Consider the following 13,231-nt stretch of genomic DNA (forward strand, 5'->3'; position numbering starts at 1 on the left):
ACGCGCAGCGTCGTAGCTCCATCAGATCGCACTATGCTGCACTGCGTCATCCCCACGCATTGAAACATGGGGAATTCGGCTCGATAACATCACCCCGACGACACGCGCCGGAAACATCCGGTCTGATAAGATGTCGTGAAAAACGATCAGGAGCCGGCATTGGATCATTCCTCCTTCGACAAACAGCTTGTCGCCTTGCGTGCTGCGCGCGCGGCAGCATCGGGCACGATGCGCGAGGCTTTTGCCGCTGACCCCAAGCGCTTCGAGACGTTTTCGGCCAGCGACGGCGACCTTTTGCTCGACTGGTCGAAATGCGCGGTCGACCAGCGCACGATGGAACTGCTCGAGAAGCTCGCCGCCGCCGCCGATCTCGAAGGTCGCCGGGCCGCAATGTTTTCCGGCAAGAAGATCAACATCACAGAGGACCGCGCCGTGCTGCACACGGCGCTTCGCAACCTCTCGGGCAAGGGCGTCACGGTCGATGGCCAGGACGTCAAGGCGGATGTGCTGTCCGTGCTCGACGCCATGGGCGCTTTTGCCGATGCCATTCGTTCCGGCAAGGCCGCCGGCGCCACCGGCAAGAAGATTACCGACATCGTCAATATCGGCATTGGCGGCTCCGATCTCGGCCCGGCCATGGCGACGCTGGCGCTGGCGCCCTATCACGACGGCCCGCGCGCGCACTACGTCTCCAACATTGACGGCGCCCATATCCACGACACGCTGAAGGGCCTGTCGGCCGAAACCACTCTGTTCATCATCGCCTCGAAGACCTTCACCACGGTCGAGACGATGACCAATGCCGAGACGGCGCGCGAATGGGTGCAGAAGGCGCTCGGCAAGGAAGCTGTCGGCAAGCATTTCGCCGCCGTCTCGACCGCGCTCGACCTGGTTTCCAAGTTCGGCATCGAAGCGGATCGCGTGTTCGGCTTCTGGGACTGGGTCGGCGGCCGCTATTCGCTGTGGGGCGCCATCGGCCTGCCGGTGATGATCGCCATCGGCCCGCGCAATTTCCGCGCCTTCCTGGGCGGCGCGCATGAGATGGACGAGCACTTCCGCACCGCACCCCTGCAGAAGAACCTGCCTGCGCTGCTTGGGCTGGTCGGCTGGTGGCATCGCGTGATCTGCGGCTATCCGGCGCGTGCCGTCATCCCCTATGACCAGCGACTGTCCAGGTTGCCGGCCTATCTGCAGCAGCTCGACATGGAATCGAACGGCAAGGGCGTCACCCTCGACGGCACGCCGGTGATTACGCCGACCGGACCGCTGGTCTGGGGCGAGCCCGGCACCAATGGCCAGCACGCCTTCTTCCAGCTGCTGCACCAGGGCACCGATTTCATCCCGGTCGAGTTCCTTGCCGCTGCCGTCGGCCATGAGCCTGATCTCAAGCACCAGCACGATCTACTGCTTGCCAATTGCCTGGCCCAATCGGAAGCGTTGATGAAGGGCCGCACGCTGGACGAGGCTCGCGCGCAGATGCTGGCCAAGGGCATGAAGCCGGCCGATGTCGACAGAATAGCCCCGCACCGCGTCTTCTCCGGCAACCGCCCCTCGGTGACGATCCTCTACCGCAAGCTCGACCCGCGCACCTTCGGCCGGCTGATCGCGCTTTACGAGCACCGCGTCTTCGTCGAAGGCACTCTGTTCAACATCAATTCCTTCGACCAATGGGGCGTCGAGCTCGGCAAGGAGCTGGCGACCGGCCTGTTGCCAGTCGTGGAAGGCAAGGAGAGCGCCGCCAAGCGCGACGCATCGACCGCCGGGCTGGTGGCGCGCATCCAGCAACTGCGGGGGGCTCAATGAAAAATCCGGCCGACATCAAGGGCATCTTGTTCGACAAGGACGGCACGCTTGTCGATTTCAACGCGACCTGGCTCAGCATTGCCGATTTCATGGCCATGGACGCCGCCGAGGGCGATCGCTGGAAAGCCGACAGGCTGCTTTCAGCGGCGGGCTTCGATTTTGTCGCCAAGCGCTTCAAGCCGGATTCCATCTTCGCCTCGGGCACCAATATGGATGTCGTCGAACTGTGGTTCCCGCGCCTGTCCGACGAGGACCAGATGCTGGCCGTCGCCCGCTTCAACGAGATCACCTCGGTGCAAGGCTCATCGATGGCGGTGGCCTTGCCCGGCATCGTCGTGGCGCTGACGGCTTTGCACAAGCGATCCTACCGGCTCGGCGTCGCCACCAACGATTCGACTGCCGGTGCGGAAAAGACCATGGTCACGCTTGGCGTCGCGCAGCTGTTCACCGCCGCCTATGGCTATGACGCGGTCGCCAATCCGAAACCGGCGCCGGACACGATCGTCGCCTTTTGCGACCTGACCGGGTTGAAGGCGTCCGAGATCGCCATGGTCGGCGACAACCGCCACGACCTGGAGATGGCGCGTGCCGGCGGCTGCGGCCTGGCGGTCGGCGTGCTCTCCGGCACCGGCACGCGTGAATCGCTGTCGGCGATCGCCGACGTCGTTCTCGATTCTGTTGCCGACCTGCCGGACTTTCTGTCGGCGCGGGTCAAGGAGACGGTTTGACGGGGAGTGCCTGGGGTGAAGCGCGAAGTACCGAACGTCCGTTCTTAGGCCGCAGGCCGACTGCAGCTTTAAGGCCTGAATCCTCAAAAGCGGACGTTCAGCGTGCGCGGATTCCGTTGGCCAGGATCACGCCTGCTATGACTTCATCTCGACGCGGATACCGTGCAGGGTCTTGCTCGAAGCGTTGAGCACGCGACCCGCTGGTTGGGGGGCCATATGCACCACAAGACACCCTTGACCGTCCCATGCCTGAACCGCTTGGACGACATCTCGATTGGGCGGCATCATGGTTCCATCCGGCGCGAAGTCGTGGATAGGGCCTTCCACCTCATCGAACACGAATACTGAAGGCCAGCGGTGGTGATGTGTCGGCTCTTCCTCGTCGGGCTTGAGGATTACCTCAAGCACACGTAGCCGGTCATTCTCAAACAACACCTTATGGTTTCCGGGAGCCGCGATAACGGCGTCAAGCTTTGGATCCCACTGTGTAGGGTCGGTCTGGTCGATCACCTTGGTGGTCATGGCGTAATTCTCCTCTCAGATAGACAGGCGGCCCTCACGCCGTCGTCACTGGTTGAATTGTGCCTTGCGCGCAGAACTGCTGCCCGTCCGCCAGTCGCGCATAGTTATGAACGATCTGGTTCTCGTGATCTTGAACCTGCACGACGAAGTTGCCGCCTTGCTCGGTCCAACTCATGATGACAAGTCCGGGTCGAACGCCGGTCAGACTGCTCTGAACCACCTCGTCGATCTTTGTAGCGCCGATCGTCGCCTGCACCCGCAATTCGGTCGGCGACAGGACCGTCAACCTCGGTACAAATTGTCCGAACAAGCAATCAAAAGTCTTTCCGACGAGTGAGGTCGGAGCACCATTGGTCGTAGCCATCCTAGTCCTCCTTAATGATTTGCGAAATCAGGCACGCTTGGCCGATGTCCGGCACAGAGACCGGAAATCTGCAATTTTTTAGTTTTTGGAGCGCTCCAAGTGCAAATTCCATCATTTGACGCTTGGCGTCAAGAAAAAACTTGGAGCGTTCCAAAAAATTGTCTAACTGAGGGAAATGAACGCTTCTAAAATGCCTACGCTCGCCGATGTCGGCCGGGTCGCGGGAGTCTCCCGCGGTACTGTCTCCAACGTTTTCAACCATCCGGACCTGGTGCGGTCCGATCTGCGCCGGCGCGTCGAGGCCGCGGCTCGCCAGCTCGGTTATGATGGCCCCGATCCGAGAGGACGCGTGCTGCGCGACGGGAGGTTTAACGCCCTTGGCCTTATCCCTCCAGGTGCATATGCCATTGCCGACATGATCAGGAGCCCATATCTGCGTGAGCTGGTGCTTGGCGTTTCGCTTGCTTGTGACGAGGCTGGAGCGACATTGAGTTTGGTCAATGGTACGGACGAAACACGCACCTCCACCATTCGAGAGGCCTTGGTTGACGGCTTCATTCTGGGCCACAGCGCGGACATCGAGTTGATCGCGTCTTTACGTCGCCGGCGGCTGCCCTTCGTCATCCTCGAGAGCGATGCCGGTCCGGACGTCAATTCTATCCGGATAGACGGCAGGAGCGGGGCGCTGGCGGCCATCAGGCATCTGGCTGCTCTTGGACATCGGCGTTTTGCAATCCTGTCCATTCGGCGCACATCGGGGTCACCCATCGTCCATTTGCCTGGCAATTCCCCGCGCGCTATCTCTGCCGGTTTTCAACTCGATCAGGAGAGACTTTTCGGCTTCGCCCAAGGGTTGGCTGAGTTCGGTCTGTCAATCGACAATGTCCCGATCATCGAGACGACTCCAGGTGATCCTTCGGCCGGAGAGGTCGTATTCGACCAGGTTCCGCAGGCAACGGCGATCCTGACTATGTCGGACTGGCAGGCGATCACCGTCCTGGACGAAGCGCGTCGGCGCAATATCAATGTACCCGAGCACGTGTCGGTCGTCGGCTTCGATGGTACCGCAGAGTCTTCGCGCACCACGCCTCCACTCACGACAGTGGCTCAAGACATTGTCGGGAAGGGGAGACTTGCCGCCACGACGGTGTTTGCAAACGGCGCCCCGAGCCAAGTGATCATACCGGTCGAACTGTTGGTCCGCGGCTCGACCGCCCGACCACGCGGTTAGGCCGGGCCACCCTTACCGGGTATTCAACGGTGGGCGTTGCCGCTTCAGCGCTCATCGGCTTCAAACGAAAACACTCCGCTCGGCCTGGTCGAAGCACCCTTCGCGTCGCCAAAATCCGGCACCTGATATTCGGCGAGCAATCGTAGCCGCGACAGCGGCAGATCGGCGCGGCGGGGATCGCCGACCAGCACCTCGATGCCGGCTGCCAGGCAGCGGTCGAGGAACGGGATCATCCGCAGAGCAACCTCGCGGCCGTAGAACACGTCGCCGGCAAGCACGAGGTCGACCGCTGGCGGCGGGCCCGTCGTGATATCCTGGTCGACAATGGTGATCTCGACGCCGTTGGCCAACGCGTTGAGGCCGATCGCGGCGACGCCGTTGCGATCGATCTCCGCCGCGATCACCGCGCTGGCGCCGGCCTTGGCGGCGGCGATGCCGACGAGGCCCGAGCCGGCGCCGAGGTCGAGCACGCGGCTACCGGCCACGCTTTGCGGATGGTCGAGTATATAGCGCGCAAGCACGGCGCCGCCGGCCCAGGCATAGGCCCAGTAGGGCGGCTGCGGCTCAGCTTCGTGCTGCTCGGTTTGGCTGCCGTCTTCCGGTCCATAAGCTCGCCACTCGACAAGCCGCCTCAGGCCGCTGCCGGGATGAGCCGTATAGAGCTGGATTTCACGAAGGGCGGGAACGGGCGCAAGCCGCAGGTTCGCCTTGATGAACACTACTGCATCGGGACGCCGACTATCGTCCGCCATCCCGCCGTCGCTTGGCTCGCCGTTCAAACTATTCCCGCAGCGCCCGGCGCAAAATCTTGCCCACCGGCGTCTTCGGCAGTTCGGTCCTGAACTCGATGTATTTCGGCCGCTTGTAGCCGGTCAGGTTTTCGCGACAATACGCAGTGATTGCCTCAACGGTCAGCGCCGGATCCTTCTTGACGATGAACAGCTTCGGCACTTCGCCCGAATGCTCGTCCGGCACGCCGACCGCCGTCACTTCGAGCACGCCCGGATGCTGGGCGACGACTTCCTCGAGTTCGTTGGGATAGACGTTGAAGCCGGAGACCAGGATCATGTCCTTCTTGCGGTCGACGATCTTGGTGTAGCCGCGCTCGTCCATGAAGCCCATGTCGCCGGATTTGAAGAAGCCGTCCTTGGTCATCACCTTGGCGGTCTCGTCCGGCCGGTTCCAGTAACCGGCCATGACTTGTGGCCCGCGGATGCAGATCTCGCCGACTTCGCCCAGCGGCAGGTTGTTGCCGTCATCGTCGCGGATGACGATCTCGGTCGACGGCAGCGGTAGGCCGATCGTGCCGGTGAAATTGCTGTCGCTGAACTTGTTGGCGGTGGCCACCGGCGAGGTCTCCGACAGCCCGTAGCCCTCGGTGATCGAATTGCCGGTCAGCGCCTTCCAGCGCTCGGCCACCCCCTTCTGCACCGCCATGCCGCCACCCAGCGTCATGATCAGCGGCTTGAAGTCGAGCTTGCGGAAATCCTCGTTGTTGAGCAGCGCGTTGAACAGCGTGTTGAGGCCGGGGAAAATGTGCATCGGGTATTTCTGCAGCTCCTTGACGAAGCCGGGAATGTCGCGCGGGTTGGGAACGAGCACGTTCTGGGCGCCCTGCTGCATGCCCATCAGCGCGTTCACCGTCAGCGCGAAGATATGGTAGAGCGGCAGTGCGCAAATGAAGTTGAGATGCGCCGGTTTCGGCTTGATCGCATAGGCGTCCTGCAGCCACAGCGTGTTCTGCGCGACATTGGACAGCACATTGGAGTGCAGCAGCACAGCACCTTTGGAAATCCCCGTGGTGCCGCCTGTATATTGCAGGAAGGCGACGTCGCTGGCTTCCATCTTGGCCGGCTTGAAGGCGATGCCGGCGCCGGCCTTCACCGCCGCATTGAACTTGACATGGCCGGGCAGCGACCAGGCCGGCACCATCTTTTTCACCCGGCGCACGACCAGGTTGACGATCGTGCCCTTGAGGCCGCCGAGCATGTCGCCCATCGCCGCGACCACCACATGCTTCACCGCCGTCCTGGCAATCACCGCGTCCAGGGTGCTGGCGAAATTCTCCAGAATGACGATCGCCTGCGCGCCGGAATCCTTGAGCTGATGTTCGAGCTCGCGCGGCGTGTAGAGCGGATTGATGTTCACCACGACATAGCCGGCGCGAAGCACGGCCATCATCGCCACCGGATATTGCAGCACATTCGGCATCATCAGCGCCACGCGTGCGCCTTTCTGCAGGCCCTTCGATTGCAGATAAGCGCCGAAGGCGGCCGATTGCCGCTCGAGTTCGGCATAGGAGATCGACTTGCCCATGCAGACGTATGCCGGCTGGCCGGAAAACTGCTTGCAGGCGCCGACGAGGAAGTCGCCGATCGAACTGTAGGGCAGGGCGCCGATCTCCGCCGGCACGACTTTCGAATAGCTTTTTAGCCATGGCTTTTCCGGCAAGCCCGCGGCAAGCGCCGTCAGCGTATTCGGCAGTTTTTTGGCCGCGCCCGGCGACGGCTTCGAGGCGGGCTTCGCCGCGGCTGTCTTCGCGGCTGGCGGCTGGGCGGGCTTTGCAGCGGGTGTTGTCTTCGCCGCGCGCTTGACCGCAGGTTTCGCTGCCGGGTTGGCGCTTGCCTTCGCCGGCGTCGAGGTTGCCGTTGGCTTGACGGCGGGAGTGGCTTTGGCCGGTGGCGCTTTCGACTTGGCGGCAGCGGCGGCCGGTTTTGAAGCTTTCGCCGCTTTTGCTTTCGCCGGGGCCGTTGTCTTTGTTGCTTTCGCCACCTCTAGCCTCCCTCGGTCGTTCTGTTGCCTGCTCCTGCTGCGCCGCCTCGATGTGGTGAGGCGTCCTCCGCTGCAGCGATGTCGCGGATTCCCGGAAAATCCAGCGTGTCATCTATCTATTGCGACTATCGGCGGCCGTGCAAGTCTTGCCCCAGCGGCAGGACGGCAAAGATTTGCCGTCGAAATCCTTCCCGCGATGCCAGCTCAGGCAATGCCGTCCGGTCATCTCGGTGGCGAAACCCAGGCTTGTGGATTTTTGGCTTACGATTGCTGCGATCAATGAAAAAATGCGGTCGTTAACAATCCCGTGATTAGCAGATTTTGCTATTTGTTTCTGCAGTTCGTCAAAGACCGAGAAATATTTTCTGCTTACGGTGGGGTAGGCAAACAGGGTGTTCCAAAGCCGGAAAAACGGTGCTTATATGCGCGCTTCGCGAGCCTATAGAGGGGCTTGGAAGAACATCAGGGAGTGCTCAATGAAAAAGAAACTGACTTTTGCAGCCGCGTTGCTGGCTGCAAGCGTCCTCGGCGGTGTGGCCAATGCCAAGACGCTGGTCTATTGCTCGGAGGCCTCGCCGGCCAACTTCGACCCGGGTACCACGACGGGCGGCAACGACTTCGACGCCTCGTCGCGCACCGTCTATTCGCGCCTGGTCGAGTTCAAGCATGGCGGCACCGAAGTTGTGCCCGGTCTCGCCGACAAATGGGAGATTTCGGACGACGGCCTGGTCTATACTTTCCACCTGCATCCGGGCGTGAAGTTCCAGACGACGGATTTCTTCAAGCCGACGCGTGATTTCAATGCCGACGACGTCGTCTTTACGTTCGATCGCCAGTTCAACAAGGAAAACCCCTGGAACGGCGAGAAGTACCTGCCGAACCTGACCTGGGACTACTACACCGGCATGGACATGCCGAAATACGTCGCCAAGTGGGAAAAGGTCGATGACCTGACCGTGAAGCTGACGCTGACCGAGCCGAACGCGCCGATGCTGGCCAATCTCGGCATGGACTTCGCCTCGATCGTGTCGAAGGAATATGCCGACCAGCTGGAAAAAGACGGCAAGATGGCCGACTTCTCGACCAAGCCGGTCGGTACAGGTCCGTTCCAGTTCGTCGACTACCAGCTGGATTCGGTCATCCGCTATGCGGCCAACCCGGACTACTTCAAGGGCAAGGAAAAGATCGACGATCTCGTCTTCGCGATCACGCCTGACGCCACCGCCCGCATCCAGAAGGTGCTCGCCGGCGAATGCGATATCGCGCCCTATCCGAATCCTGCCGACATCGGCACGATCAAGGCCAACGCCGACGTGACCCTGATGGATCAGGCTGGCCTCAACATCGGCTATATGAGCTACAACACCACCATCCCGCCGCTCGACAAGCCTGAAGTGCGCCATGCGCTCAACCAGGCGATCGATCGGGAATCGCTCATCAAGTCGCTGTTCCAGGACGCCGGCGCCACGCCGGCCGTAAACCTGATCCCGCCGACCATGTGGTCGTGGAACAAGGACGTGAAGTCCGACGCCTATGATCCGGAAGCCGCCAAGAAGGTGCTGGCCGATGCCGGATTGAAGGAGATCCAGCTTTGGGCCTCCGACCGCGTCCGTCCCTACAACCCGAACTTCCAGCGCGCCGCCGAACTGATCCAGGCTGACTGGGCCAAGGTCGGCGTCAAGGCGGAGATCGTCAGCTACGAGTGGACGAAGTACCGCGAAGAAGGCAAGAAGAAGGAGCGTCCGGGCGCCTTCCAGATCGGCTGGACCGGTGACAATGGCGATCCGGACAATTTCTTCGCCACGCTGTTCGCCTGCTCGGCCATCGGCGTGTCGAACTACTCCAGCTGGTGCGACAAGGACTTCGAGGATCTGATCCAGAAGGCCAAGAAGACCAGCGACCAGGCCGAACGCACCAAGCTCTATGAAGAGGCGCAGGTTGTCTTCCAGAAGCAGGCTCCGGCCTTCCTCATGGCACACAGCCAGGTCTACGCAGTCGTGCGCAAGAATGTCAGCGGCTTCATGATGGACCCGCTCGGCATTCATCGCTTCGACGGCGTCGACAAGGCCGAATAGAACTGTTAGGCGGGCGGCGCGCAATCAGGCGCCGCCCGCTTTTCAAGATGCTCCGATATCTCCTAAACAAAATCGTCTTGGTGCTGCCGACGCTGATCGGCATCACCATCTGCGCCTTCGCTTTCGTCAGGCTGCTGCCCGGCGATCCCATTCTTGCCATGGCCGGCGAGCATGGCGTGTCGCCCGAGCGTTACGCGGAACTGAAGGAACAGTTCGGCTACAATTTGCCGATCTGGCAGCAATACGCGCATTATGTCCGCGATGCCGCGACCGGCAATTTCGGCGTGTCGATTTCGTCCAAGCGGCCGGTCATCGAAGATTTCATGACGCTCTTCCCGGCAACCATCGAGCTCTCAGTCTTCGCCATGATCTTCGCCATGGTGCTGGCCATCCCGGCCGGCATCATTGCTGCGGTCAAACGCGGCTCCTGGTTCGACCAGGGGCTGATGGGCACCGCCCTTGTCGGCTATTCCATGCCGATTTTCTGGTGGGGTCTGCTGCTGATCATCTTTTTCTCCGGCTATCTCGGCTGGACCCCGGTTTCAGGACGCATCGGCCTTCAGTTCTTTATCAAGCCGATCACCGGCTTCCTGACCCTCGACAGCCTGCTCTACGGCAAATGGGATGCTTTCCGCTCGGCATTGAGCCACCTGGTGCTGCCGACAATTGTGCTCGGCACCATCCCGCTGGCGGTGATCGCGCGCCAGACGCGCTCGGCCATGCTCGAAGTGCTGGGCGAAGACTATGTGCGGACCGCCCGCGCCAAGGGCCTGTCGTCGTCCCGCGTCATCGGCGTGCATGCGCTGCGCAATGCGCTGATCCCGGTGGTCACCACCATCGGCCTGCAGGTCAGTACCCTGCTCGCCGGCGCCATTCTCACAGAAACCATCTTCGCCTGGCCGGGCATCGGCAAGTGGATGGTCGAATCCATATCCAAGCGCGACTATGTCGTCGTGCAGTCAGGCTTGCTGTTGATCGCCCTTATCGTCATGGCGGTGAACCTGATCGTCGACGTGCTTTATGCCGTCATCAACCCGCGCATCAGGGCGGCGTGATGAGCCAGTCCACCGAAATCGCCCCGATGGCCGCCGGCAACCCTGACCGTCTGACCGGCTTCAGGACCTTCTGGCACTATTTCTCGGTAAACCGCGGCGCCGTCATCGGCCTATTCGTCTTCATCCTGCTGGTGCTGGCCGCGCTCTTTGCACCGCTGCTGGCGCCCTATGCGCCCGACATCCAGGACAAGACCGCTTTCCTGCGTCCGCCGGCCTGGCAGGCGGGCGGCAGCATGGAATATCTGCTTGGCACCGACGCGGTCGGCCGCGACATGCTCTCGCGCCTGCTCTATGGCGCGCGTTTCTCGCTGCTCATCGGCGCCGTCGTGGTCACACTGGCGCTTGTCGGCGGCATCACGCTCGGCCTTTTGGCCGGCTATTTCCGGGGCTGGGTCGACGTGGCGATCATGCGCGTCATGGATCTGATCCTGTCCTTCCCGTCGCTGCTCTTGGCGCTGGTTCTGGTCACCATCCTCGGCCCCGGCCTGTTCAACGCCATGCTGGCCATCGCGCTTGTCCTGCAACCCCACTTTGCCCGTCTGGTGCGCGCTGCCGTCATGGCCGAAAAGAGCCGCGAATATGTGGTCGCCGCCAAGGTCGCCGGCGCCGGCCATATAAGGCTTATGCTGCGCACCATCCTGCCCAACTGCCTGGCGCCGCTGATCGTCCAGGGCACGCTGTCCTTCTCCAACGCCATCCTGGAGGCGGCCGCTCTCGGCTTTCTCGGCCTTGGCGCCCAGCCGCCGACACCGGAATGGGGAACCATGCTCGCCTCGGCGCGTGAATTCATCCTGCGCGCCTGGTGGGTGGTGACCTTCCCCGGTCTGGCCATCCTCATCACCGTGCTTGCCATCAACCTGATCGGCGACGGTCTGCGCGATGCGCTCGATCCGAAGCTGAGGAGGTCGTAATGGCGCTGCTCGACATCCGCAATCTCGTCGTCGAGTTCCAGACCGCATCCGGCCCGTTCCGCGCGGTCGATGGCGTCTCGCTCCATGTGAACGAACGTGAAGTGCTGGCCATCGTCGGCGAATCCGGCTCCGGCAAGTCGGTGTCGATGTTGGCTGTGATGGGGCTGTTGCCGTGGACGGCGACGGTCACTGCCGACGAGATGAGCTTCAACGGCCGCGATCTCCTGAAGATGAGCCCGGCCGACCGGCGCAAGATCGTCGGCAAGGACATGTCGATGATCTTCCAGGAGCCGATGGCCAGTCTCAATCCGTGCTTCACCGTCGGCTTTCAGATCGAGGAGGTGCTGCGCTTCCATATGGGCATGGACAAGGCCCAGCGTCGCGAGCGCGCCATCGAATTGCTGACGCAGGTCGGCATTGCCGAGCCGGCCGAACGGCTGAACTCGTTTCCGCACCAGATGTCGGGCGGCCAGTGCCAGCGCGTTATGATCGCCATCGCCATCGCCTGCAATCCGAAGCTTCTGATCGCCGACGAGCCGACGACTGCGCTCGACGTCACCATTCAGAAGCAGATCCTCGACCTGCTGGTGTCGCTACAGGTCAAATACGGCATGGGCCTGATCATGATCACCCACAATATGGGCGTCGTGGCCGAGACCGCCGACCGCGTCATCGTCCAGTACAAGGGTCGCAAGATGGAAGAGGCCGACGTGCTGTCGCTGTTTGAATCGCCGAAGAGCAATTACACCCGCGCGCTTTTGTCGGCGCTGCCGGAAAATGCCGTCGGCGACCGGCTGCCGACCGTCTCGGACATGCTGTTCGAACCGGCTGCCGGGAGCGTCTGATGGGCATCAAGGTCGTCGAAGGCAAGGACATCGTGCGCGACTATCACGTCGGCGGCGGCCTGTTTCGCGGCGCGCGCACCGTGCATGCGGTCAAGGGCGTTTCGTTCAGCGTCGACAAGGGCAAGACGCTGGCCATCGTCGGTGAATCGGGCTGCGGCAAGTCCACGCTGGCGCGCATCATCACGCTGATCGATCCGGCAACGTCGGGCGAACTGTTCATCGACGGCAACAAGGTCGACATCGCAAGGAACGGCCTGACCAGGGAGATGCGCCGCAAGGTGCAGATCGTCTTCCAGAACCCTTACGGATCGCTCAATCCGCGCCAAAAGATCGGAGATGTGCTGGGCGAGCCGCTGCTCATCAACACCGACAAGCCGGCCGAAGAGCGGCGCGACCTCGCCATGAGGATGCTGAAGAAAGTCGGCCTCGGAACCGAGCACTACAATCGCTATCCTCACATGTTCTCGGGCGGCCAGCGCCAGCGCATCGCCATTGCCCGCGCGCTGATGCTGAACCCGAGCCTGCTGGTGCTTGACGAACCGGTCTCCGCGCTCGATCTTTCGGTGCAGGCGCAGGTGCTCAACCTGCTCGCCGACCTGCAGGACGAATTCCAGCTGACCTATGTCTTCATCAGCCACGATCTGTCGGTCGTGCGCTACATCGCCGACGATGTGATGGTGATGTATTTCGGCGAAGCCGTCGAATACGGCTCGCGCGAGGAGGTCTTCGCCGACCCCAAGCACAACTACACCAGGACGCTGTTCGCCGCGACGCCGCGCGCCGACGTCGCCTCGATCAAGGCGCGGCTGGCGAAGAAGAAGGCCGCCTGACCTCCCACCGAGAATTGTTTTTGAACAATCGGAAATGCGTCGCGGCGGTGGTTTGCCGGCAGGATTGATCGCGATCTGCGAGCTGCCGGGCGCAA

General features: G+C 62.0%; 12 protein-coding genes. 8 read left to right on the plus strand and 4 right to left on the minus strand.

Annotated features, from left to right (window positions below):
• The first annotated feature begins 159 nt into the window (after positions 1–159).
• Both pgi and NLY37_RS26410 read left to right on the plus strand, forming a co-directional pair.
• Positions 160–1,803 (plus strand): glucose-6-phosphate isomerase, encoded by a 1,644-nt coding sequence (gene pgi / locus NLY37_RS26405; protein ID WP_023740789.1) that lies wholly within the window; start codon positions 160–162, stop codon positions 1,801–1,803.
• A complete protein-coding gene (locus NLY37_RS26410) occupies positions 1,800–2,531 on the plus strand; it encodes an HAD family hydrolase (protein ID WP_023682057.1) in 732 nt (243 codons plus the stop codon). The genes pgi and NLY37_RS26410 overlap by 4 nt, the downstream gene beginning before the upstream one ends.
• A 135-nt stretch (positions 2,532–2,666) precedes the next feature.
• Here NLY37_RS26410 and NLY37_RS26415 read toward each other — a convergent pair whose 3' ends face one another.
• Both NLY37_RS26415 and NLY37_RS26420 read right to left on the minus strand, forming a co-directional pair.
• Positions 2,667–3,053: a hypothetical protein gene (locus tag NLY37_RS26415; protein ID WP_023740788.1), complete on the minus strand. Its 387-nt coding sequence runs from the start codon at positions 3,051–3,053 to the stop codon at positions 2,667–2,669.
• A 34-nt stretch (positions 3,054–3,087) separates the two neighbouring features.
• On the minus strand, positions 3,088–3,417 hold the full coding sequence (locus NLY37_RS26420; protein ID WP_023682056.1) for a MoaF-related domain-containing protein: 330 nt from the start codon (positions 3,415–3,417) through the stop codon (positions 3,088–3,090).
• Positions 3,418–3,607: 190 nt separating this feature from the next.
• Here NLY37_RS26420 and NLY37_RS26425 point away from each other — a divergent pair, with 190 nt between their 5' ends.
• Entirely contained in the window at positions 3,608–4,648 is a 1,041-nt protein-coding gene (locus NLY37_RS26425) for a LacI family DNA-binding transcriptional regulator (protein WP_198024921.1), read from the plus strand.
• A 44-nt stretch (positions 4,649–4,692) separates the two neighbouring features.
• Here the strand turns inward: NLY37_RS26425 and NLY37_RS26430 are convergent, their stop codons facing one another.
• Positions 4,693–5,400 carry a class I SAM-dependent methyltransferase gene (locus NLY37_RS26430; protein WP_031203730.1) on the minus strand — a complete coding sequence of 236 codons (708 nt, stop codon included), beginning with the start codon at positions 5,398–5,400 and terminating at the stop codon, positions 4,693–4,695.
• A gap of 28 nt (positions 5,401–5,428) precedes the next feature.
• Positions 5,429–7,420, minus strand: coding sequence for a long-chain fatty acid--CoA ligase (locus NLY37_RS26435; RefSeq protein WP_023740786.1), 1,992 nt, complete (start codon positions 7,418–7,420; stop codon positions 5,429–5,431).
• Positions 7,421–7,896: 476 nt separating this feature from the next.
• On the opposite strand from NLY37_RS26435, the gene NLY37_RS26440 reads away from it, so the two are divergent.
• From NLY37_RS26440 to NLY37_RS26460, 5 genes are read left to right on the plus strand one after another with little or no spacing between them, the layout of a single operon-like run.
• Complete coding sequence (locus tag NLY37_RS26440; RefSeq protein WP_023740785.1) at positions 7,897–9,495, plus strand: ABC transporter substrate-binding protein; 1,599 nt, start codon at positions 7,897–7,899, stop codon at positions 9,493–9,495.
• Between the two features lie 47 nt (positions 9,496–9,542).
• A complete protein-coding gene (locus tag NLY37_RS26445) occupies positions 9,543–10,550 on the plus strand; it encodes an ABC transporter permease subunit (RefSeq protein ID WP_023669492.1) in 1,008 nt (335 codons plus the stop codon).
• 26 nt (positions 10,551–10,576) lie between these two features.
• Positions 10,577–11,461, plus strand: coding sequence for an ABC transporter permease subunit (locus NLY37_RS26450; protein WP_050485757.1), 885 nt, complete (start codon positions 10,577–10,579; stop codon positions 11,459–11,461).
• A complete protein-coding gene (locus NLY37_RS26455; protein ID WP_023688781.1) occupies positions 11,461–12,306 on the plus strand; it encodes an ABC transporter ATP-binding protein in 846 nt (281 codons plus the stop codon). The genes NLY37_RS26450 and NLY37_RS26455 overlap by 1 nt, the downstream gene beginning before the upstream one ends.
• Entirely contained in the window at positions 12,306–13,136 is an 831-nt protein-coding gene (locus tag NLY37_RS26460; protein ID WP_023688780.1) for a dipeptide ABC transporter ATP-binding protein, read from the plus strand. The genes NLY37_RS26455 and NLY37_RS26460 overlap by 1 nt, the downstream gene beginning before the upstream one ends.
• The last annotated feature ends 95 nt before the right edge of the window (positions 13,137–13,231 follow it).

It is taken from the genome of Mesorhizobium sp. C395A (assembly GCF_030323205.1).
GTDB lineage: Bacteria > Pseudomonadota > Alphaproteobacteria > Rhizobiales > Rhizobiaceae > Mesorhizobium.